General features: G+C 59.6%; 19 protein-coding genes and 1 pseudogene. 10 read left to right on the forward strand and 10 right to left on the reverse strand.

Annotation, left to right across the window (positions count from 1 at the left end; genetic code table 11):
- The 3 genes and pseudogenes from BN1129_RS15865 to BN1129_RS15875 all read right to left on the reverse strand — a co-directional run.
- Window positions 1–1,403 (reverse strand): annotated as a pseudogene (locus BN1129_RS15865) (PqiB family protein); the annotation flags it as partial.
- Between the two features lie 146 nt (window positions 1,404–1,549).
- A complete protein-coding gene (locus BN1129_RS15870; RefSeq protein ID WP_042037763.1) occupies window positions 1,550–2,158 on the reverse strand; it encodes a paraquat-inducible protein A in 609 nt (202 codons plus the stop codon).
- Window positions 2,136–2,768 carry a paraquat-inducible protein A gene (locus BN1129_RS15875; RefSeq protein WP_042037764.1) on the reverse strand — a complete coding sequence of 211 codons (633 nt, stop codon included), beginning with the start codon at window positions 2,766–2,768 and terminating at the stop codon, window positions 2,136–2,138. The genes BN1129_RS15870 and BN1129_RS15875 overlap by 23 nt, the downstream gene beginning before the upstream one ends.
- Window positions 2,769–2,916: 148 nt before the next feature.
- On the opposite strand from BN1129_RS15875, the gene prpB reads away from it, so the two are divergent.
- Genes prpB through BN1129_RS15890 form a run of 3 tightly spaced genes read left to right on the forward strand, consistent with a single transcriptional unit; the run spans window position 2,917 to window position 6,399 of the window.
- A complete protein-coding gene (gene prpB, locus BN1129_RS15880) occupies window positions 2,917–3,804 on the forward strand; it encodes a methylisocitrate lyase (protein WP_042037765.1) in 888 nt (295 codons plus the stop codon).
- Between the two features lie 11 nt (window positions 3,805–3,815).
- Window positions 3,816–4,943, forward strand: a complete 1,128-nt coding sequence (gene prpC / locus BN1129_RS15885; RefSeq protein ID WP_042037766.1) for a bifunctional 2-methylcitrate synthase/citrate synthase — start codon at window positions 3,816–3,818, stop codon at window positions 4,941–4,943.
- 10 nt (window positions 4,944–4,953) lie between these two features.
- Entirely contained in the window at window positions 4,954–6,399 is a 1,446-nt protein-coding gene (locus BN1129_RS15890) for a bifunctional 2-methylcitrate dehydratase/aconitate hydratase (protein ID WP_042037768.1), read from the forward strand.
- Between the two features lie 74 nt (window positions 6,400–6,473).
- On the opposite strand, the gene BN1129_RS15895 is transcribed toward BN1129_RS15890, so the two are convergent.
- Window positions 6,474–7,214: a DUF8198 family protein gene (locus tag BN1129_RS15895; protein ID WP_042037770.1), complete on the reverse strand. Its 741-nt coding sequence runs from the start codon at window positions 7,212–7,214 to the stop codon at window positions 6,474–6,476.
- A gap of 214 nt (window positions 7,215–7,428) precedes the next feature.
- Between BN1129_RS15895 and BN1129_RS15900 the strand changes: the two genes are divergently transcribed.
- Window positions 7,429–7,806 (forward strand): polyhydroxyalkanoic acid system family protein, encoded by a 378-nt coding sequence (locus BN1129_RS15900; RefSeq protein ID WP_108535639.1) that lies wholly within the window; start codon window positions 7,429–7,431, stop codon window positions 7,804–7,806.
- 304 nt (window positions 7,807–8,110) lie between these two features.
- On the forward strand, window positions 8,111–9,541 hold the full coding sequence (locus tag BN1129_RS15905; protein WP_042037772.1) for a wax ester/triacylglycerol synthase family O-acyltransferase: 1,431 nt from the start codon (window positions 8,111–8,113) through the stop codon (window positions 9,539–9,541).
- An 80-nt stretch (window positions 9,542–9,621) separates the two neighbouring features.
- Here the strand turns inward: BN1129_RS15905 and BN1129_RS15910 are convergent, their stop codons facing one another.
- The 4 genes from BN1129_RS15910 to BN1129_RS15925 form a co-directional block, all read right to left on the reverse strand.
- Window positions 9,622–10,422, reverse strand: coding sequence for a tetratricopeptide repeat protein (locus BN1129_RS15910; protein ID WP_042037774.1), 801 nt, complete (start codon window positions 10,420–10,422; stop codon window positions 9,622–9,624).
- 13 nt (window positions 10,423–10,435) lie between these two features.
- Complete coding sequence (locus tag BN1129_RS15915; protein ID WP_042037776.1) at window positions 10,436–11,104, reverse strand: TetR/AcrR family transcriptional regulator; 669 nt, start codon at window positions 11,102–11,104, stop codon at window positions 10,436–10,438.
- Between the two features lies 1 nt (window position 11,105).
- Entirely contained in the window at window positions 11,106–12,290 is a 1,185-nt protein-coding gene (locus BN1129_RS15920; RefSeq protein WP_042037777.1) for a patatin-like phospholipase family protein, read from the reverse strand.
- Window positions 12,291–12,383: 93 nt separating this feature from the next.
- Window positions 12,384–12,965 carry a phasin family protein gene (locus BN1129_RS15925; protein WP_042037778.1) on the reverse strand — a complete coding sequence of 194 codons (582 nt, stop codon included), beginning with the start codon at window positions 12,963–12,965 and terminating at the stop codon, window positions 12,384–12,386.
- A 247-nt stretch (window positions 12,966–13,212) separates the two neighbouring features.
- Here BN1129_RS15925 and BN1129_RS15930 point away from each other — a divergent pair, with 247 nt between their 5' ends.
- Window positions 13,213–15,183 (forward strand): SDR family oxidoreductase, encoded by a 1,971-nt coding sequence (locus tag BN1129_RS15930; protein ID WP_042037779.1) that lies wholly within the window; start codon window positions 13,213–13,215, stop codon window positions 15,181–15,183.
- Between the two features lie 36 nt (window positions 15,184–15,219).
- Here the strand turns inward: BN1129_RS15930 and BN1129_RS15935 are convergent, their stop codons facing one another.
- Complete coding sequence (locus BN1129_RS15935; protein ID WP_042037780.1) at window positions 15,220–16,116, reverse strand: esterase/lipase family protein; 897 nt, start codon at window positions 16,114–16,116, stop codon at window positions 15,220–15,222.
- A 172-nt stretch (window positions 16,117–16,288) separates the two neighbouring features.
- Between BN1129_RS15935 and BN1129_RS15940 the strand changes: the two genes are divergently transcribed.
- The 4 genes from BN1129_RS15940 (at window position 16,289) to fabA (ending at window position 21,024) form a co-directional block, all read left to right on the forward strand.
- Window positions 16,289–16,609, forward strand: coding sequence for a YebG family protein (locus tag BN1129_RS15940; RefSeq protein WP_042037781.1), 321 nt, complete (start codon window positions 16,289–16,291; stop codon window positions 16,607–16,609).
- A 292-nt stretch (window positions 16,610–16,901) separates the two neighbouring features.
- Entirely contained in the window at window positions 16,902–18,179 is a 1,278-nt protein-coding gene (locus tag BN1129_RS15945; protein ID WP_042037856.1) for a tyrosine-type recombinase/integrase, read from the forward strand.
- A 226-nt stretch (window positions 18,180–18,405) separates the two neighbouring features.
- A complete protein-coding gene (locus BN1129_RS15950) occupies window positions 18,406–20,382 on the forward strand; it encodes a Lon protease family protein (RefSeq protein WP_042037784.1) in 1,977 nt (658 codons plus the stop codon).
- 81 nt (window positions 20,383–20,463) lie between these two features.
- On the forward strand, window positions 20,464–21,024 hold the full coding sequence (gene fabA / locus BN1129_RS15955) for a 3-hydroxyacyl-[acyl-carrier-protein] dehydratase FabA (RefSeq protein ID WP_042037785.1): 561 nt from the start codon (window positions 20,464–20,466) through the stop codon (window positions 21,022–21,024).
- A gap of 84 nt (window positions 21,025–21,108) precedes the next feature.
- Here fabA and rmf read toward each other — a convergent pair whose 3' ends face one another.
- Complete coding sequence (rmf, locus tag BN1129_RS22720) at window positions 21,109–21,288, reverse strand: ribosome modulation factor (RefSeq protein WP_005315693.1); 180 nt, start codon at window positions 21,286–21,288, stop codon at window positions 21,109–21,111.
- Window positions 21,289–21,362 lie beyond the last annotated feature (74 nt).

Genomic DNA, 21,362 nt, shown 5'->3' on the forward strand with positions numbered 1-21,362 from the left:
CCCCCGCCGATCCAGGCGCTGGCCGGACTGGTCTCCACCTTGATACCGCTGAGATCAGCCTCGATCTGCAGCGGCGCCGCCCGATAGAATCGGGCCCGTGCCAGCAGATGTTGATACTGGCTGTTGACCACCAGAGCGACGCTGGCATTGCCCTTGGCATCCAGAGTCAGCTGACTGATCTGGCCTACCGGCAGCCCCTTGTACCAGAGCGGCGCCCCTTCATTGAGCCCCGCCAGATCGTCGGCCTGCAGAGTGACCCGGGTGCCACTGACTTGATCCTTGCTGCTCAAGGTCATGGCCCTGACCCTGTCACCTTCCACGTAGTCAAGGCGAATGGCCGGGCCGGCCAGCAGGCGATCCGCATGTTTGAGGCCGGCGGCACCGAAGGAGACAGTCTCCCAGACGAGGCGACTGTTGCCGGTGATCCGAAATGCCTGTTCAGGGTTGATCAACGCCGTCACCACCCGACCCTTGTCGGTCAGGCGAACGGGGTCAACCCGGCCAATCTCGATCCCTTCGAAAAGGATGGGCATTCCCTCCTTGATGGGCAGATCACCGGCCACTATGTCGATCCGCTCGCCACGGGCCGCTTCGGCCAGCCCCTTGTAGAGGATGAAGGTCTGGCCTTTCTCCGGCTCGGGGGAGGCTTTGGGGGAGTCAAACGCTATGCCGCCGCTCAGTATGGAGGTAAGGCTGCCGGCCTCCACATTGACCCCGGCCAGGCTGAAGGAGCCTTTGATGCCACTGATGTTCCAAAAGCGGGTATCGGCCTTGATGAGGTGTTCGAAACGCGGCTCGATCACCAGATCCAGGATCACGTTCTGGTTGTCCTGGCCGAGACGGGTGTTGATGACACTGCCTACCTCAATACCGCGGAAATAGAGTTTGGCGCCGATCCCGATAGATCCCAGCGAATCGGCGGTCAAGTGCAGCATGCGCCCCTGTGCCTGATAGCCGGGGGGAGGGCCATCCAGCGCATCAAACTCCTCTTCCAGCGGGTTGTTCTCCCGACCGGGTTGCAGATTGATGTAGTTGCCAGAGACCAGGGTATCCAGGCCCGAGATCTCGGTGAGTGATGCCTTGGGGCTCACCAGCCAGAAGTCGGACCCCTTGCGGATAAGCGGCCGGGCACGACTGTCAATCTTGGCCAGCACGGCTATCTTGCGGCCGTCCTCGGCCAGCGCCAGCTCCTGCACCACACCGATAGCCACACCCTGATAGCGCACCTGGGTCTTGCCCGGCAAGATGCCATTGCCCTGGGCAAAGTTGATGCGAATAAGTTGGCCACTGCTCGCAAACTGCTGGTAGACGAAGCCACCTGCCAGCAAGAGGGCAATGGCGGGCAACAACCAGACTGGCGACAACCAGCGACGCTTCTCAATGACGGGTTCAGCCCCGATCATACCGACTCCTTAATTGGCTGACATAAACAGCAGTTCAGATACAAACACATCACCGCCTGCGCGTTGCCTTGCGACAGTGCTGGCGGTTATTCACTATTCGGGGCATCCCCATCCCAGGACAAGCGGGATCTGTGTTCACCAGACCATCAACGGGCCGCCTTGTCCCAGAGCAAGCGGGTATCCAGCATGCGGGCCGACATCATGGTCAGCACCACCACACCGGCAAACGCCGTGGCGCCGGGTCCCGCCCGTACATTGAGCAGCACGCCGCGATCCACCAGCGCCACCATCAGCGAGATGACGAACAAGTCCAGCATGGACCAGCGGCCGATGAAGTCGATGATGCGATACATGATGAGCTGACGCTTGCGCCGCACCGGCGTGGTTCGCTGCAACTGCCAGCAGATCCAGCCCAGCCCCAAAATCTTGCCCACCGGCACTATGATGCTGGCAGTCAGCACTATGGTGGCGATACCCGACATCTTGCTGCGGTAGAGCATCATGATACCGCTGAAGATGGTATCGGACTGCAATAACCCCTTGTTGTAGAAATGGGTGATGGGCAACAGGTTGGCGGGCAGCAACATGAAGGTGGCCAGCGCCAGCAAGCCCCAGGACCAGGCCAGGGAGTGGGGGATACGAACCTGCAACCTGCTGTGACAACGGGGGCAGACGCTGCCCGCCTGATAGCGCACCAGCAGGCCACAGGTGTGGCAGCGGCAAAGCCCCAGCTCACGAGCGCTGGTCTGGGACATGATCCGGCTCCTCCAGTGGTACGCGCTCCCAGTAGGGGGCAGGATCGAACAGGATCAGCAGCGTCATGTTGAGCAGCATCAGGATCCCCAAGCTCAGCAGGCCGCCGCCGAGGCGCACATCGGCGATGTCGATCAGCTTGAACAGGGCGACCAGCAGGCTGACCATGTAGACCTCCAGCATGGCCCAGTGACGAAATACCTCCACGGCTCTTAAGGTCGGCGCCAGTATGTGCCAGCGCTTGGCAAGGCCGGAGGCCAGTGCAAAGATCCCCAGCAGCAAGCCTACCGGCGCCAGTACGGCGCACCAGAATACCAGCCCCGCCACCCAGAATTCGTGCTCGACCATCAGTACCAACATGCCCTTTAACAAGTTTGCGTCCGAGTTCACCCCGGCCAGACGCAGGTAGATGAGCGGTTCGAAGAAGGCAGAGGGCAGCAGCAAGAACCCCGTGATGGTCAGGGCCATCAACTGGGAGGAGCGGAAGGCATAGCGTCCATACAGATGCTGATGACAGCGGGGACAGTGAGCGTGGCGGCGCAGGGGCAATAACTTGCGTTCGATCAGCAAGTCGCAAGCCGGGCAGACGATCACGGGATTGGGATCCGACATTACGATTCAATCTGTTGAAGGAATTGGTGAAATTTACCCTAAAACCCGCGCCCTGTCTTGCCTGACGCCGTTCTGCCACGAAAGTATGATTGACGTTAACGTAAACGTGATATTAGATAGTCAGACCAGACAAATGAAAGGAGTCATGATGTCCAGCCTTACCCCCTCGGCAGGCCTGCGTTTTCGCACCGCCCTTGCCAACGAACGGCCCCTGCAGATCGTCGGCACCATCAATGCCTACATGGCCCTGATGGCCGAGCGTAGCGGCTTTGCGGCCCTCTATCTCTCCGGCGCCGGGGTGGCCAATGCCTCCTATGGCCTGCCGGATCTCGGCATGACCTCCCTCAATGACGTGCTGATCGACGCAGAAAGGATCACCGCTGCGACCAAGGTGCCCCTGCTGGTCGACATCGACACCGGTTGGGGCGGCGCCTTCAATATCGCCCGCACCATTCGCGCCTTTGAACGCGCCGGTGTCGCCGCCGTGCACATGGAAGATCAGGTGGCCCAGAAACGCTGTGGCCACAGGCCCAACAAGGCGGTGGTCTCGCAGGAGGAGATGTGCGATCGCATCAAGGCGGCGGTGGATGCCCGTCAGAACGGGGAGTTCGTCATCATGGCGCGCACAGATGCGCTGGCGGTGGAGGGGATTGGCCCGGCGCTGGAGCGCGCCGCCGCCTACGTGGCCGCCGGGGCAGACATGATCTTCGCCGAGGCGGTGACCGATCTCGGTCAGTATGACCGCTTCAAGCAGGCCGCCGGGGTGCCCATCCTCGCCAACATGACTGAATTCGGCCAGACAGCACTGTTTGACAAGGCCGAGCTCGCCGAGCACGGCGTCGACATGGTGCTCTACCCGTTAAGCGCCAGCCGGGCGGCCAATCAGGCCGCGCTCAACGTCTACCAGCACATTCGCCAGGATGGCCACCAGAGAGCCGTCGTGGACACCATGCAGACCCGGGAATCGTTATATGACTTTCTCGGTTATCACCATTACGAGCAGACACTGGATCGTCTGTTCACATCCAGGGATTAGGAGGCAAGGTTATGGGACAAGAGAAGCCATTGGGCGGCGCCGGCCTGCGGGGTCAGAGCGCGGGGGAAACCAGCATCTGTACCGTGGGCAAGAGCGGCACAGGACTCACCTATCGCGGCTATGACATCAAGGAGCTGGCGGATGGCGCCCAGTTCGAGGAGGTTGCCTATCTGCTGCTCAAGGGCGAGTTGCCCAGTGAACAGCAACTGCTGGACTACAAGCGCGAGCTGCGTCGCCTGCGCATCTTGCCCCGTGCCCTGCTGGAGGTGCTTGAGCTCATTCCCGCCAATGCCCATCCCATGGATGTGCTGCGCACCGGCTGCTCCATGCTCGGCGATCTGGAGCCGGAAGAGGGCTTCGAGCACGAACATGAAGTGGCCGATCGGCTGCTGGCCGCCTTCCCTGGCATCCTTATTTATTGGTACAAGTTCAGTCATGAAGGGGTGCGTATCGCGCTCGATACCGACGAGGAGTGCATCGGTGGCCACTTTCTGGCGCTCTTGCACCAGAAGGCGCCGAGTGAGCTGGAACGCCGGGTGATGCATGTCTCCCTCATTCTCTATGCCGAGCACGAGTTCAACGCCTCCACCTTCGCGGCCCGGGTCTGTGCCTCGACCCTGTCCGATCTCTTCTCCTGCGTGACCGCCGCCATCGGTACCCTGCGCGGCCCGCTGCACGGCGGGGCCAACGAAGCCGCCATGGCGATGATCGCCCCCTGGCAGGATGAGGCTCAGGCCAGGGGCGAGCTGCTGGCAAAACTCGCGGCCAAGGAGAAGATCATGGGCTTTGGCCACGCCGTCTATCGCACCTCGGATCCGCGCAACGTCATCATCAAGGCGTGGTCGGCCAAGCTGGCCGAGGCGGCGGGGGACACACGCCTCTACCGCGTCTCCTGCGAGGCGGAGACGGTGATGTGGGAGGAAAAAGCACTCTTCCCCAACGCCGACTTCTTCCATGCCAGCGCCTATCACTACATGGGGATCCCGACCAAGCTGTTCACCCCCATTTTCGTCTGCTCTCGGGTCACCGGCTGGTGCGCCCACGTGATGGAGCAGCGCGAGCACAACAGGATCATTCGCCCGAGCGCCGATTACGTCGGCCCGGCCCCCCGTCATTTCGTCTCCCTACAACAACGATAAGGAAATCACGATGTCCGCCAACGTCGACGTCAACCACAGACCCGAGCCCGATCAGGTGCTGGTCGATATTGCCGATTATGTCTGCAACCACCCCATCACCAGCCAGGCAGCCCTCGATACCGCCCGCTACTGCCTGATGGACACCCTGGGCTGCGGTCTGCTGGCGCTGCGCTTTCCCGAATGCACCAAGCACCTGGGCCCCATAGTCCCCGGTACCGTCGTGCCCCATGGTGCCCGGGTGCCCGGAACCCAGCTCTGCCTCGATCCGGTCAAGGCGGCCTGGGACATCGGCGCCATCATCCGCTGGCTCGATTACAACGACACCTGGCTTGCCGCCGAATGGGGCCATCCTTCCGACAACCTGGGGGGTATTCTGGCGACCGCCGACTGGCTGTCGCGCACCCGCGTGGCCGAGGGCAAGGCGCCGCTGACCATGGCCGATGTGCTGACGGCCATGATCAAGGCTCACGAAATTCAAGGGGTGCTGGCGCTCGAAAACTCCTTTAATCGGGTTGGCCTCGATCACGTGGTGCTGGTCAAAGTCGCCAGCACCGCCGTGGTGACCCACATGCTGGGAGGGAGTCGGGATCAGGTGATCGATGCGGTCTCCCAAGCCTGGGTTGATGGCCAGAGCCTGCGTACCTACCGCCACGCGCCCAACGCGGGCTCTCGCAAGAGCTGGGCGGCGGGGGATGCCACTTCCCGCGCGGTGCGTCTGGCGCTGATCACCATGAGCGGCGAGATGGGCTATCCCGGCGTATTGAGCGCCCCCAGGTGGGGCTTCTACGACGTGCTGTTCAAGGGCAACCAGTTCGCCTTGCATCAGGGCTACGGCAGCTATGTGATGGAGAACGTGCTGTTCAAGATCGCCTATCCCGCCGAGTTCCACGCCCAGACCGCGGTGGAGTGCGCCATGAAGCTGCATGGTCAGGTGAAGGGACGGCTGGACGAGATCGACCGCATCGAACTCACCACCCATGAATCGGCCATTCGCATCATCAGCAAGGTGGGGACACTCAACAACCCGGCCGATCGGGATCACTGCCTGCAGTACATGGTGGCAGTGCCGCTGATTTTTGGTCGCCTTATCGCCGAGGATTACGAAGATGGCATCGCTGCCGATCCCCGCATCGACGGGCTGCGCGGCAAGATGGTGGTGCAGGAGGACAAGCGCTACAGCCGCGAATATCTGGAGGCGGACAAGCGATCTATTGCCAACGCCATCCAGATCTTCTTCAAGGACGGGTCTCACACTCCTAAGGTAGAGGTGGAGTACCCGGTCGGCCATCGTCGCCGTCGGGAGGAGGGGATCCCGCTGTTGGTAGAAAAATTCCAGCATAACCTGGCCACCCGTTTCCCGGCCAAACGGGTACAGGATATCCTCGCCCTCTGCCAGGATGGCCAGCGGCTGGCCGGCACGCCGGTCCACGCCTTCATGGATCTGCTGGTGATCTGATCCGCAGGTTTCCCCCAGTAACAGAAGCGGGCCACACGGACCCGCTTTTTTATTGCAGTATCCAGCACCACCTGTCAATCCAGCACGCTGGCATCCCCATCAAACAACGCCGCCATGATGGCGCTTTCCCGGCTGGCGATGGTGTCCAGAAACTCATTCGCTTTCCCCATCTGATGGCAGACCCGATAGCCACGGTCGACAAACGAGAAGAGCTCGCCAAGGCCTGCCAGATGGGCCGGTCCCGACATCAGTTTGAGGGTGGTGCCAAGGAAAGGCTTGCGGGCCAGCCTGTCCAGGGTGAGCCCCAGTTCGGTGACCAGGGTTATCTGATGGGCGCGCCGCTCGGGTTCACCCACCTCCCGATAGGCGAGGGCATACGCCTCTGCCGTCAGCTGATGGATGGCACCACTGCGACGTAGCGCCACCACCATCAGGTAGTCGAGCTCCTCGGAGAGGGCATCGAGTTCGATCGCCTGCGCCAGCACCTTGAGCCCGGACTCCGGCAGGAATCGCTCGGCGGTGGGCATCACCCGCATCACGTCCGCATCGCGGCGGGCACAATCGCCAGGACCATAGAGATCCGTCAGGAAAAACGCGGCCGCCGCGCCATAGCGTTTGCTCTTAAGCAGATCGCCGTGGGTGCGGCCCAACCGATCCGCCTGCCACTGGCGCAAGCTGTCCCTGTCTTGTTGGTCTTCCGGGTGGGTGCGCATCTGTTCACGCAGGGAAGCAACCCGGTTGAGCTGGCGATAGAGCCGCCCCAGGGTACTCTCGTCCGCTTGCGGGTCATCGGCTATGTGTGTCTCTTGGGTCATATGCTGCTCTCTGGTGACCTGCACCGAATGGCCTGGCGGCTAGATAAAACGAGGGCATGAACCCTGAAGGGGAGGCGGGGCTGCCACTCAGGTACGCCTTTGCCTGTTAGTGTAACGCGAGCGGGAATGAGGAGAAAAGCATGGAGCATTTACTCAACCGTCTTTGTTAAGTGAGTCCCAATTATGTTGCAAATGGCTTTCACTTGTTTGATTCATGTGTTTAATATCAGTAAATGTTGTCACCGCTCAGAGAGTTAGCATGTTTCTATACGATCCCCTTGTCGGCAGCAGCCTGTCGACCATCAAGGTCAACCGCCAGCATCCCTTGGGATTAGCAGGGGTACGGCTCGCCGCCGAAGCCATCGCACAGGACATGAGCGAAGAGTACGAACTCGACTGTGAGTGGGAAGATGAAGAGGAGACCCGGCTGATGTTTCGCGGCGCCGGGGTCAATGGCTTTCTCTGCCTGACCGACAACAGCCTGCAGCTGGAAGTGCGCCTCGGCCTGATGCTGCTGCCGGTACGCAGCGTGCTGGAACAGGAAATCCTCGAATATGTCGATCATCGCCTGCCTTGTCCCTGTCAGGGATAACCCGGGGCAAGAATTCAAATATTCACTTAATACCGTCGCCGACAATAGCTGCGAATTAGCACCTTTGTATATTAATTGAACGACACATACCCTCCGGATAACAATAAATCGGGAGGGTATGCACGGGCTGATTATGTGTTCTGCGATAAAATATTCATGGCGCTACGTGTCGTTCTGTCCAGACAGAAAGAATTAATCGAAGCGTATTGGCACCAACATATAGGACTCCTGTTTGTTCGCCATCGATAATGTGGTTTTCATAAGAAGGCCGCGGACAAATAAGCGAAACGGTAGGGAAAATACCATGTCACCCTGTGAACTTATCTCCTGTGTCGATACCGCCTGGCTGCGGATGGACAGGCCCAACAATCTGATGCAGATCGTCGGCGTGCTGATGTTTGATGGTCAGTTGGACGAAGCCCAGCTGCGTGCCAGCCTTCTGTACACTCTGAGCGTGCAACCCCGTTTTCACCAAAAAGCCAGCCTGGAGGGGGGAGAGTACTACTGGCGCGACGATCCCGATTTTGATCTTGACCAGCATCTCAAGCGGGTGATCCTGCCGGGCAAGGCAGGCAAGGAGGAGCTGGAGCGGCTGGTGGCCGATTTTGCCTCCACCCCGCTCAACCACCAGCGCCCCCTGTGGGAGATGCACCTGGTGGACACCTCCCTCGGTGGGCAGGCGCTGGTGGTGCGTTTTCATCACGCCATGGGAGATGGCTTCTCCCTGGTGCGCGCCCTGCTTACCATGATGGATGACAGCCCGACCCCGGCGCCACGTCCGCAACCCGAGCCGATTACCGGCGATCATGACGACGACGAGCAGGACATCCATCAAGGCAGCCGTCTGCTGCGGGCCGGGCTCAAGCTGACCGGTACCCTCTGGTCCAAATATGTCGAGGTACTGACCCATCCCACCAAGGCAATGGATTACCTCAAGACAGGCCGGGATGTGACCGCCGAGCTCTACACCATCGCCACCCTCTCCGACGATGCCAAGTCCCGGTTGAAGGGGGAGACAGGCAGCGCCAAACGGGTGGCCTGGTCTGAACAGATCCCGCTACCGGACGTAAAAGCGGTAGGGCGGGTGCTCGGCTGTTCGGTCAACGATCTGTTGATCGCCGCCACCGCCGGGGCATTTCGCCACTATCTGCTGGCACAGGGGGACGAGGTCGATGACATCGAGATCCGCACGCTGGTGCCCGTCAATATGCGCGCGCCCGACGACAAGGGGGCCCTTGGCAACCGCTTCGGGCTGGTGGCCCTGGACTTGCCCATCGACATAGCGCACCCGCTGCAGCGGCTCCATGCGGTGCGGGATCGGATGCAGGCGCTGAAATCCTCCCTGCAACCGGCGGTGGTGCTGAATCTGCTGGAGGTGATGGGCATGGCCCCCAGAGCGGTGCAGCAACAAGCCATCGACATTCTGTCGGCCAAGGCCAGCGCCGTCATCACCAATGTGCCCGGCCCCCAGCAGACCCTCTATCTGGCCGGTGCCCGCCTGCGCCAGCCCCTGTTTTGGGTGCCTCAGGCCGGTGACATTGGCGTCGGCGTCTCTATCCTCTCCTATGACAACAAGGTGCAGCTCGGCCTCATCACCGACAAGAAGCGGGTGCCGGACCCTGAGCTCATTGCCCTGCGCTTCGCTGTGGAGTTCGAGCAGCTGCTGTTGCTGGTGCTGATGGAGCCGGATCTGCTCTACGATCCCGAGATGCTGGATCAGCTGCTGCACGGCTGAGCCGCTCTGGCACGCCACCCGACATGAAACAAAGAGGCCAACCCTGGGGTTGGCCTCTTTCATTGCGCAGCACCGCCGGGCTATTCGTCCTCCAGCTCCTCACGGGCGGCTTCCACATCGAGCCGCTCCATGGCATCCACCGGCGCGCACTCGGCCGCCTCGCCGTAGAGCGCCTCGGCGGCCGCCATCTTGCTCTTGCCATGCATCATCACCATGGCGTTGGCGTACTCCATGCGAGCGATGGCGGAGTGGGGGATGATGGCCAGCGCCGCCTTGAAGTGACGATCGGCCTCCTCCTTCTTGGCGCCATAGGTGATGCTGCCTATCATGGCACCCAGTTTGTCGATGATCTCCGCATGCCAGGCGCCGAAGGCGATGTGTGCTTCCGCATGGTCGGGCGCCAGCGCCAGCGCCTTGTCCAGACTGGTCTTGATCTTGTCACCTATGCCGAGCGAAAGTGCCTTGGAGACCGAGATCACCTGGCTGTAACGACCCAGCGCGAGGGCGTGAAAATACCAGGCGTTGGCATTGTCGGGCTGGCGCTTTTGCAGTCTTTCGGCGTTGCTGGCCGCCAGTTCGAACGCCTCCCGCTTGGCATACTTGTCCTCCAGCAGGTAGCTGGCATGGATCACCAGCGCCTTGTTCACCACGTTGAGGCCAGCGTCACCGGCCTCCAGGCCCAGCGTCACCGCCTGACCAAAATCGCCGGTATGGTAGGCACGCCAGGCAGCCTGCACCTGTTTGTCGGCAGGCCAGGGCTCGGCATCCCCCTGATGCAGGCGGGCCCAATGTTGCTTGAGACCGGCCCCCGCATAGTCATAGGCCGCTTCCGGCCAGGGGAACTGGGTGAAATCGGACAATTTGGGTTGTGAAGTGGTCATGTTGTTCTCCCTGTTAAAAATCGGAATCCTGTTCGCTCGTCGCAAGAGACGGGCGGTAATGAATGGCGATAGCATCCAGATGGGCACGGGCATTGGGATGTAGGCGAGGTGCCACCAGCTGCATCACCTGAAACACCCCGAGGGCAATGTCAGCATCGGCACGCGGGTGCAACGCCCGCTGATAGGAGATCCAGAACGTACCCACCAGCGCGATATTGGCCGCCAAGGCACCGATCTGGGCGTCGCTGCCCAGCAGCAAGCCACTGCCGGCCAGGCTGTGGCAGATGGCGGTGGCGGTCTGTTCCTTGCGCCGTAGCAGGGCCGAGAAGCGCAGCTCCACCTTGTGATTGCCGCTCATCAGGGTGCTGATGTCGTAATAGAAGAAGCGGTACTTCCAGATGAGTTCGAACATCAGGTGCAAAAAGAACCAGATGTCTTCCGTCTCGTCCAGCGGGGGGGTGACTGTGTCGAGCAGATGGGCCATTTCCTGTTCGAACTCGCCGAACAGGGCGTTGACTATCTCTTCCTTGTGATGAAAGTGGTAATAGAGATTACCCGGACTCATCTCCAGCTCGGCCGCGATGGCGGAGGTGGTGACGGTCGGCTCGCCCAACATGTTGAACTGGGCGAGGGCGGTGGCCAGGATCCGCTCCCGCGTCCGCCGCTTTGGTTTGCTGTCCATGCTACTCCTTCGAATGGCGACGACCCTTGCCGCCATAGCGGCGGGTCAGCCAGTGTTGCAACCGGGTCAGTGAGATATCCAGCGCCGCCACAGAGCCGGTGCCCGGAGTCAGCAGGGAGCGCTGCTCATCGGCCAGCGCCCCGAGATCCAGCTCGAGGCCATGTTTGGCGAGAATGGGGCCGAGCTCGGCCCGCCGCTGCCACAGATCCTGACGGGTATGCTGGAAGGCGTGCTCGCACAGATGGCGCCGATCCCGGTAACTGAACACATTGGTAAAGAACATCTCGCCATCGGCCGGGGAGGGCTCAAACAGCAAGGCATCGGCCTGTGGATACTGGTGCTTGTAACGATCCATCCCCACGTGCATGCGCGAATGGATGATGGCGCGAAAGGTCTGGGCCAGCACCACCGGCAAGCCACTCTCCACCAGACTGGCGGGGTATTCACTCGCCATGCCAGCATCAAACGGTACCAGCGGGTTGATGCAGAACACCAGATCGGCCCCTTCCTGCAGCGCCACCGAGGCGTGCAGCGTCTTGATGAGGGCCCCGTCCACGTAGTAGCGGCCATTGATCAGCGACGGCGGAAAAAGACCGGGCAGGGCGGCAGAAGCCTGCACTGCCGCCGAAATGGGCACCTGATCCAGCCCAGGGCTGCCAAAGGCGACCGCATGGCCGGTATCGAGCTCGGTGGCGATGACAAACAGACGGCTCTTGAGTTCACGAAAATCGTTGCTGCGACCCCGGCGAGAGAAGAACTGGGTCAGGATCCGGTCCACCCCGCGACTGTCGAACAAACCGGTCGGGATCGCCTTGGACAAGCCTTGTAAGGAGCCAAGCAGGCTCTTGTGCCAGGGGGCTGAGAGGTAATCGGCCAGACATGCCCAGGCCAGTGGTGGCAAGGAGGAGATCCGCTTCGCGTATTCCCCGAAGGCGGGACGCAGCAGAGTGGAGGGATCAAAAAATTCGCCGCTGTCGTCGCTGAGCAGGATCCGCACCAGCTTGTCGGGGGAGATGCCATTGGCCAACGCCGAGGCGATCACGGCCCCCGAGCTGACCCCCACATAGATGTCAGCCTGTTCGAAACGTAGCCCCTTGATGCTGTCGGCCAGAGCGGCGCAGGCTCCGATCTCGTAAATCCCTCCCAGAGGGCCCCCTCCGGCGAGGGCAATCGCAATCGTGCTCATGACATGGCCTCCCTTCTCAAGCAAAACCGGCCCAGCAAGAGGGCATGGGCCGGTGGGTTATGATGCAAGGCCAATCAGGCGTTGCCAGGCAGATCAGAAGAGGGCTGTCTCGCCTTTCTCCTTGACCTCTTCCACTACGCTCTTGACCTCAGTCGCCAATGCCTTGACCTCTTCTTTCACCTTGGCGATGGGCGCTGCGGCAGCTTTCTGCACCGGAGCTTTCTTGACGACGGGTTTCTTGGCCGCCGCAGCAGCAGCCGGTTTGGGCTCCGCGGCTGGCACGTCCTCTTCATCCTGCGAATCGATGAGTTGTTGCACCACCTCGGTCAGCTCGGCCATGCGCTTGGAGAGCTTGTCGATATCCTTGCGGGTCGGGATACCAAGGCTGGCGACGGCACGGGCCACACGATCTTCGAACACCTGCTCCAAACGGCCCCATGTGCCTGTGGTCTTGTCCGTCATGGCAGCGATCTTCTCGTCTGCGCTCTGACGAGTACGGGTCTGCAATGCCTCGCCTTCCTGTACCAGGGCTTCGAAGATCTTGCCCCCTTCCTCTTGCGCCTTGGCGTAGGCGCCCAAGCCCGCCAGCCAGATCTGCTGGGTGGATTCCTTGATGGTTGAGGTGAGCTGGTTGTCGGTCACCGAGCTTGCCAGCGCTTTCAATTTCTTGGCCATGATTGTTTCCTTACTGGTGAGTGAGATATAGGTAATGACGACAACCTTGGTACATTCGTTGTGGCATTACTGAGCTTTCATCCTCAGTTTATGGCGAAAAAATAGAGGGTTCTACCTAATAACGGAACAGCCAGTCGTGGTAATTTTGGTCTGGGTCACGAAGATGATGTTCAAATGAACATTTCCATTTGAAGCGTGATATATCTAACGACAACTAACAGCCCAATCAGTAAGGGAAATAAATACCATGGACTATTTCATCACGGGGGGCAGCGGTTTTATCGGCCGCCGGCTGATTAAAAAATTGCTGCAGCGCCCAAATAGCCGTGTGCACTTTTTGATGCGCGCAGCCCATCTTGAGCGGATACCCGCTCTGCTGGACTACTGGGGCGTCGACGCGCAGCGCGCCATTCCGGTCGTCGGGGACATGACCCATCCGCAACTCGGCGTGAGCGTGGCCGAGCAGGAGCCGCTCATCGGCCAGATCGATCACTTCCTCCATCTCGCCGCCATCTATGATCTCAACGCCAAGGCGGGCATTCAGCAGCAGGTCAATGCCGAGGGCACCCGTCAAGCCTTGCAACTGGCCGAGCGACTCGGCGCCCGCTGCTTCCATCATTGCAGCTCCATCGCGGTGGCAGGCCTGTTCGACGGCCTGTTTAGGGAAGACATGTTCGATGAGGCCGAGCACCTCGACATGCCCTATTTCCAGACCAAGCACGAGGCCGAAGGCATAGTGCGCAAGGAGAGCACCATCCCCTGGCGCATCTACCGGCCCGGTATAGTGGTGGGGGATGCCAACACCGGCGAGATGGACAAGGTGGATGGCCCCTATTACTTCTTCAAGACCATCCAGAAGTTACGCCGCATGCTGCCGCCCTGGATGCCCGCCATCGGGGTCGAAGGAGGACGCATCAACCTGGTGCCGGTCAACTTCGTGGTGGATGCCATCGATCACATCGCCCACCAGGAGGGAGAGGACAACAAGGCGTTCCACCTGACTGACTCCCATCCGATGCGAGTTGGCGACATGCTGAGCACCTTCGCCCGCGCAGCCCATGCACCCGAGCCCGCCATTCGCATCAATGCGGCCCTGTTCAGCTTCATTCCCCGCCATCTGATGACCATGCTGATGGCGCTGACGCCGGTGCGGCGTATTCGCGATGCGGCGATCGCCGATCTCGGTCTGCCCAAGGATATCTTCCGGCTCATCAACTATCCCACCCGCTTTGACAACCGCGAAGCCCAGCGGGTGTTGAAAGGGACCGGCATCGAAGTGCCCCCACTGCACAGCTATGCCTGGCGGCTGTGGGATTACTGGGAACGTCACCTCGACCCCGAGCTGTTCATCGATCGCACCCTGCGTGGCCGGGTCGAGGGCAAGGTGGTGCTCATCACCGGCGCCACCTCCGGCATCGGCAAGGCCACCGCAAGAAAGCTGGCCGAGGCGGGAGCAACCGTGCTGACCATTGCCCGGGACGAGCACAAGATTGCGCAGACCCAGGCCGAGTTTGCCGAGCTGGGCTTGACCCTGCAGGTCTATCAGGGGGATCTGGCTGATCTCGCGCAGGGGGAGGCGATCACCCGGCAGATAGTGGCCGAGCATGGCGGGGTGGACATCCTCATCAACAATGCTGGCCGCTCCATCCGCCGCGCCATCGAGGACTCTTTCGAGCGCTTCCACGATCTGGAGCGCACCATGCAGCTCAACTACTTCGGCACCCTCAAGGTGATCATGGGGGTGCTGCCCACCATGATCGAGAAGAAGAAGGGCCATATCATCAACATCTCCTCCATCGGGGTGCTGACCAATGCGCCGCGCTTCTCCGCCTACGTGGCGTCCAAGTCGGCGCTCGATGCCTGGGTGCGTACCGCGGCGTCCGAGTTTGCCGACAAGGGAGTCAACTTCTCCATCATCAACATGCCGCTGGTGAAAACCCCCATGGTGGCGCCGACCAAGGTGTATGAGCAGGTGCCCATGATGACGCCGGAAGAGGCCGCCGATCTGGTGTGCGACACTATCATCAACAAGCATGTGCGGCTGGCCACCCGTCTCGGGGTATTTGGTCAGGTGATCCATGCGCTGGCACCACGGGTGGCTCAGGTGATCATGAACACCAGCTTCCGCACCTTCTCGGATCCGAAAGCGGGCGGCGAGTCCAAGGCCTCAGCAGATCAGATGGCAGTATCGACCCTGATCAAGGGCATTCACTTCTGATATCAGAAAGCGTGAAATAAACCGGGGCCTGAGCAATCAGGCCCTTTTTGTTTGTAGCCGGGGGCGAGCGAGCAGGGTCAGCAGCAGGGCCGTGGTGCGGCGCGAGTAGATGAGGGAGAGATGGCCAAGGGCCGAGATCTCGATGTCCTCCATGCCTTCCATGCGCTGACGGGACTGGGGCAGCACAAAGTTGTCATGACTGGTGCGCACCGAAATCCCGGGCACACATAGCGGCACTGCGGCGAAACGCTGCAGCCATCCGGAGCCGGGCTCCATCTCCCGTGCATTGTCTCCAAGACCCATGGCAGCCAGCTGGCTGCCCTGATGCGGGGTCGCCAAGGTGATGAGTTGCGCCACCTTGGCCCCACCGGCCAGGGCCAGGTAATCACGGCACACCAGCCCGCCCATGCTGTGGCCAATCAGCACCAGCTGAGCGGCGCCGGTGGCGGCCAGCACCTCATCGATGCGCCTGGCCAGCAGGGGGACCATGTCATCGAGATGACCGAAGGGAGGGGTCAGGGTCACGGTAGCGACCACGTGACCGGCAGCTTCCAGGCGGGCACGCTGCAGCCGCCAGATCCCGCGACTGCAGCCGTAACCATGTACCAGCAACAGGGGCAGGGGAGAAGGGCGGAGCCTGTCAGGCGCCATCAGCAGCCGCTCAAACGGCAGCAACCCAGTGAAGGTGAGCAGATAGGCGAACATCTCCCTGATCACCATGTGCAGCCAGGCACGCAGACCGATGGCGGGAACAGGGTAGAAACGGGAGAAACCCCAGGTCAGCAATACCACCAGGCAGCGCAGCCCTAATAGCGCCAGCACCACAAACAGCAAGGAGAGCAGGGGAGAGAGACCAATGGCCAGATGAGCGATGCCCCCGAGGAGCGTCACTTCGACCAGCAGCAGTATGAGCAGTTGTCTTGTTATCGTCATGAGCCCATCATCCGACTTGCGTCAAGTGGATGTCAAATGACCCTTTCATCAATGTGATAACGGCCGCGTAATGGGTCAGACCACCATGATAAAAGCCCCTTGGGCAGGGTTATTTGCAATACTGTATATCCATACATATACTTGTGTTCACTATCATGAGGAGGACGCCACTATGGCCGTTGAGATCAAATATGTTGTCGTGCGTGGGGGAGTGGAGAAGATGACCTTTGCCAGCAAGAAAGAGGCAGATGCCTATGACAAACTGCTGGATACCGCCGATGAGTTAATGACCCTGCTGGCGGGGGCACCTGTTACTCTCGAACCCGAACAGCAGGAGAGCCTGGCCTTCTACCTGGCCGAACAGCGTGATGTACTGCAAAACGTGCTGCGCGGTGGCAAGGGGCAGGGGAGCCCCAAAGAGGAGCCACAACAGGCTGCAGAGAAGATCGATGCCGACAAGCCCAAGGGAAAATCGCTTAAGAGCGTGGCCTGAGGGGCGCAGGAGGGATGCCGGGTTAACCTTATCCCAAGGGAGCCCTTGAAAACCATTCACATATGTAGCATTAAAAATCATTTTTACGGCTATTTACCCCGAGAATTTTCCAACAGAGGTGCATATCCATTGAATAGCGTCAGAATGGGGTGCAAACCGGTTGCAACGGACGATCCAGCCTCATACACGTCCTGATTATTCGTCACACAGTGATGCCGATAACCCCATTTATCGGCATCAACTTTTGAGCGAGGCTACCGGCCTCCATCCCATGAACCAAGCAAGCACCACCATGACCTCTATATTACTTCCGCCCGCCATGCCGCTGTTTGATGGCCTGGCTCACCTGGAGGCGGGCAATCCCCAAGTCAATCAGTATCTGGCCAACCTCAGCCTGAACAACGTACCCGATGCGGGGCTCGTCTACGAACTGGCGGTCGACTGGCTGCTGGAACAACGCCACAACGAGAACAACTACAAAACCTACCGCAGCGAGTTGACGACATTTCTGCACTGGTGTTTCAGCGCGCTGGCTATCAGCCCGAAAGATCTGACCCGGCGCATCATGATGCGCTACCTCGACTACTGCCAGGCACCGCCAGAGCAGCTGATTGCCTACCGCAACGTGGCGCAGTTCATTCTCGACAAGGAGTGGGGAGAACGGCTGCCCAACCCCTTGTGGCGACCGTTTCTTGGCAAACGGGAGCTGGGCCGCGAACTGCCATACCGCCTCAGCGAGCAAGCAATGAAAACCAAGCTCGCCATCCTGTCAGCCTTCTTCCAGTTTCTGATCCAGGAAGAGTACATGGACAGAAATCCGGCACTGCTGCTGCAGCGAGTCAAGCGACCGGTCCAGCAGGAGCCCGATGATCAGGGCCAGGCCTTCAGCGAGCTGCAATGGTCTTACGTCATGCAGGCGGCCGACCGACTGGCAACCGGATCACCGGATCAGCACGAGCGCAGCCGCTTCCTGATAAGCCTGATGTACGCCTGTTATCTGCGCATTTCGGAAGTGGCCGCCAGACCAGGCTTCACACCCGTCATGGGCCAGTTTCGCCGCGATGGTAAAACCGGCGTCTGGGGGTATTACATTCCACGCAGCAAGGGTGGCAAGCGGCGCACAGTGGCGGTATCCCATGCCTTGCTGGCGGCCCTAGAGCGCTATCGGATCTTCCTGGGGTTGTCGCCATTGCCGGCACCCAATGAGCAGACGCCGCTCTTTGTGCGCCACAAGGCCGCCGCACACGGCCGGGAACAAGGCGAACTCAATGCCAATCTCGGGATCCGCCAACTGCGTGAACTGGTCATGACGGTCATCCAGACTGCCGCTAACCTGGCTGAGCAAGACGGTTTTGCCCAAGACTCAGCCGAAATGCGCAACCTGACCCCGCATTCCATTCGCCACACCGGCATTACCCACGACATCAATCTCAACGGGCGGCCGCTATCCCATGTGCAGGCCGATGCGGGCCATGACAGCATAGACACCACCTCCAAGTACCTGCACACCGGCAACAGCGAACGCCACGAAAGCGCCAACCACAAACCGCTAGACCGACTGCACGAATGAACAGGCAAAAAATGAGAGATAACAAGTTAAATGGCATGCCAAGTGGCCAACCGAATAGCCAGAATCTGCAGCCTGATAAACCAATATCTGGCACCTCGTTCTGTCCAACAAACTACAACCGCGCATAATGCATATTATGTTAAATATGATATCTTGTTTCCTGTTCCCACTAATTGAACTGTGTATAATGGCAACAATTGATCCTATCTCTGACCGGATGTCTTAAGTGGCTGAATTAACATCAGAACAACTAAAACCCGCTTTTTCGATTGAACAGTTCACTGCCCTCAGCAAGATCGAACCCATACCTTTCGCCGCCTTGCAACCCAGAGCCATTTCTGGCATCAAACGTCTCGCCAGTTTTGATGGCGACTGCCCGGTCATGCTGCTCAACGGCTTCCCCGGTGCGGATTATGAAGGTGTGTGTCAGACGCTGATTGCCGCCTCAAATGGCAGGGATGGTGACCTGTTCGATCTCTGTTACACGGAGAACCTGAACAACCCGTTCAAACCGATCTGGTTGCGTCTGCAGCCCGGTAGCGGCGTCGAGTTTTGTGAAATGGTTGGCGAACTACTCAAGCTGATGAGCCACCATCTGGATGCCGAGCGCCTGGTCACCCGCATCATGCGCAAGCAGAACAACGACCCCAAGATCGATGACTTTCTCTCCGATCTGGCGGCTCATGTTGCCCAGGGACTCGAGTTCCAGCATCCCGTGCTGATCAACCTGCTGATCCATCATGAAGAGCAAGAAGCCCCTGTGATTTATGGCCGGGATCTGAACTGGGATACCCTGTTTGGTTCCATCAACTATCAGACAGAGCAAGGCTCAGTGTATGCCAACCAGCATCTGCTTGAACCTGGCCTGTTACGCCAGGCCAACGGTGGCTATCTTATTCTGCAACTCGACGAGTTGTTGGATCAGCCCCACCTCTGGTTCAAGCTCAAAAATGCCATCCAGAAAGGCGAACTGGACTGGAACGCCTATCAGGAAGGCAAAACCCTGACCCCCTTCTTCACCCCCGAAGCGACCCCTATCCGGCTTAAGCTGATCCTGGTTGGCGATCGCCTAGAGGTATCCGAGTTCCAGATGTTGGACAGGGACATGTCCGAGCGTATCTTTCTGCGCGCGGATCTGGTGTCAGAAGTCAATATTGAGGAAGACTTGCCAGAGTTCCTGCAATACCTCGCCTGGATCCGTGAACGCTGGGCTCTGCTGGACTTCACCCCGGCGGCCCTCGCTGCCCTCTGTCGTCATGCCAGCCGCCTGTGTGACCATCAGGAGTGGCTCTCTCTATCCGAGATCCAGCTTGGTGCCATCATGCGCATGGCTGACAGCCTGGCCCGCGAGATGGAAGCCGACACCGTGACCGATGAGCATATCCGGTTGGCGCAGGAAGAGCAGGACTACCGCCTCAACTACCTGGTGGAGCAATCTGATCAGGGTGTCATTGATGGCCAGATCCTGCTGCAAACCGATGATGAGGAGATTGGTCAGATCAATGGCCTCTCCGTCATTCAAGTCTCGGGCCACCCTTATGATTTTGGCGAACCGGTACGTCTCACCGCGACCGTGCACTTGGGCGATGGCGACATTGCGGATGTCGAACGAAAAGCGGAGCTGGCTGGTCATATCCACGCGAAGGCGATGATGATCATCCACGGTTATCTCTCCAACAAGTTTGGTGCTGAGACCCCCTCGCCGCTCTCTGCCAATCTGGTGTTCGAGCAGTCCTACCACGAAATCGATGGTGATAGTGCCTCTCTGACCGGCCTGTGTGCCCTGCTCTCCGCCCTCGCCCGCCAGCCCATCTATCAGCATTTTGCCGTTACTGGCGCCGTCGATCAGTTCGGCAATGTGCAGGCGGTGGGAGGTGTGAACGAGAAGATTGAAGGCTTCTTCCGGGTATGCAAGATCCACGGCATCACCGGTAAGCAAGGCATCATTCTACCGGGCACCAACATCCAGCAGTTGAACCTCTCCGACGAGGTGATTGCCGCCGTCGAGGCAGGTCAGTTCCACATTCATCCAGTGGATCATGTGGAAGAGGCTATCGAGTTGCTGACCGGCTGCGTGGCGGGTGAACCGGATATGCCGGATACCCTGTTCGGTCGAATTCAGCAGCGCCTGGACGAGCTCAATGGCACGGCGTTCAAGGGGGGCTTGCTCCGTCGCCTGCTGGGCCGGTTGTTCGGCTTATAATAAAAGAAGTGATCGGAGTTGTTTAGCGAACAAGTGTACGCTAAATTGGCTCGGCTTTGACCCATATGAAGGATAAACAGCGTGACCCTAGACAATACCGCCATTGATGCCCGCCTTTCCCTGTGTGAACAAGGTAAAGACTCGTTTACCCGTGAAGAGTTGCTTGCCTGCAGCCGTGGCGAATTATTTGGTGAGGGTAACAGTCAGCTGCCCGCCCCCAACATGTTGATGATGGATCGCATCGTCAAGATCAACGATAACGGTGGCGAGCATGGCAAAGGCGAGATCCTGGCAGAGCTCGATATTACGCCGGACCTCTGGTTCTTCGATTGCCACTTCCCGGGTGATCCCGTGATGCCTGGCTGCCTGGGGCTGGATGCCATGTGGCAACTGGTCGGCTTCTTCCTCGGCTGGAAAGGTGGCCCGGGTAAAGGTCGTGCTCTGGGTGTGGGCGAAGTGAAATTCACTGGCCAGATCCTGCCGACCGCCAAGAAAGTGACCTACAAAATCACCTTCAAGCGTGTGATTAACCGCAAGCTGGTCATGGGGATCGCCGATGGCGTGGTGGAAGTAGATGGCCGCCCCATCTATAGCGCCACCGACCTGAAAGTGGGCCTTTTTAAAGATACCACCGCATTCTGATCAACTGATCCAGTGGTAAGACAGAGATAACGTAAAGGGGCCGCGATGGCCCCTTTCCTTTTGTAATGAGTGATGAAGTACCTACTACTTCATGAAGAGGCCTGAGCCCCGCCCTTCCATGGCGTCACGCCAACCACCAAGCCAATGCCCTCTGGCATCCAGACATTGATACGGACATGCTTCTTTCTGTTTGCCGACAACGCCAGCCTGATAACCACGAGCACGAGCTCTTTCCAGACGGTCCCGTTTCTGTCTCTTCATCATCTACGACCCTCTTCGTGGAACAAAAAAAGCGACCAATTTTTCATCGGTCGCTTTTATCTTTACCCCACAGAGTG

The sequence above is a fragment of the Aeromonas popoffii genome (assembly GCF_000820025.1).
GTDB classification, from domain to species: domain Bacteria; phylum Pseudomonadota; class Gammaproteobacteria; order Enterobacterales; family Aeromonadaceae; genus Aeromonas; species Aeromonas popoffii.

Excerpts from the sequence above, each read along its gene's own strand:
- BN1129_RS15870 (WP_042037763.1), bottom strand. The coding sequence starts at position 2,158 with ATGTCCCAGACCAGCGCTCGTGAGCTGGGGCTTTGCCGCTGCCACACC.
- BN1129_RS15875 (WP_042037764.1), bottom strand. The coding sequence starts at position 2,768 with ATGTCGGATCCCAATCCCGTGATCGTCTGCCCGGCTTGCGACTTGCTG.
- prpB (WP_042037765.1), top strand. The coding sequence starts at position 2,917 with ATGTCCAGCCTTACCCCCTCGGCAGGCCTGCGTTTTCGCACCGCCCTT.
- prpC (WP_042037766.1), top strand. The coding sequence starts at position 3,816 with ATGGGACAAGAGAAGCCATTGGGCGGCGCCGGCCTGCGGGGTCAGAGC.
- BN1129_RS15890 (WP_042037768.1), top strand. The coding sequence starts at position 4,954 with ATGTCCGCCAACGTCGACGTCAACCACAGACCCGAGCCCGATCAGGTG.
- BN1129_RS15895 (WP_042037770.1), bottom strand. The coding sequence starts at position 7,214 with ATGACCCAAGAGACACACATAGCCGATGACCCGCAAGCGGACGAGAGT.
- BN1129_RS15900 (WP_108535639.1), top strand. The coding sequence starts at position 7,429 with ATGTGTTTAATATCAGTAAATGTTGTCACCGCTCAGAGAGTTAGCATG.
- BN1129_RS15905 (WP_042037772.1), top strand. The coding sequence starts at position 8,111 with ATGTCACCCTGTGAACTTATCTCCTGTGTCGATACCGCCTGGCTGCGG.
- BN1129_RS15910 (WP_042037774.1), bottom strand. The coding sequence starts at position 10,422 with ATGACCACTTCACAACCCAAATTGTCCGATTTCACCCAGTTCCCCTGG.
- BN1129_RS15915 (WP_042037776.1), bottom strand. The coding sequence starts at position 11,104 with ATGGACAGCAAACCAAAGCGGCGGACGCGGGAGCGGATCCTGGCCACC.
- BN1129_RS15920 (WP_042037777.1), bottom strand. The coding sequence starts at position 12,290 with ATGAGCACGATTGCGATTGCCCTCGCCGGAGGGGGCCCTCTGGGAGGG.
- BN1129_RS15925 (WP_042037778.1), bottom strand. The coding sequence starts at position 12,965 with ATGGCCAAGAAATTGAAAGCGCTGGCAAGCTCGGTGACCGACAACCAG.
- BN1129_RS15930 (WP_042037779.1), top strand. The coding sequence starts at position 13,213 with ATGGACTATTTCATCACGGGGGGCAGCGGTTTTATCGGCCGCCGGCTG.
- BN1129_RS15935 (WP_042037780.1), bottom strand. The coding sequence starts at position 16,116 with ATGACGATAACAAGACAACTGCTCATACTGCTGCTGGTCGAAGTGACG.
- BN1129_RS15940 (WP_042037781.1), top strand. The coding sequence starts at position 16,289 with ATGGCCGTTGAGATCAAATATGTTGTCGTGCGTGGGGGAGTGGAGAAG.
- BN1129_RS15945 (WP_042037856.1), top strand. The coding sequence starts at position 16,902 with ATGACCTCTATATTACTTCCGCCCGCCATGCCGCTGTTTGATGGCCTG.
- rmf (WP_005315693.1), bottom strand. The coding sequence starts at position 21,288 with ATGATGAAGAGACAGAAACGGGACCGTCTGGAAAGAGCTCGTGCTCGT.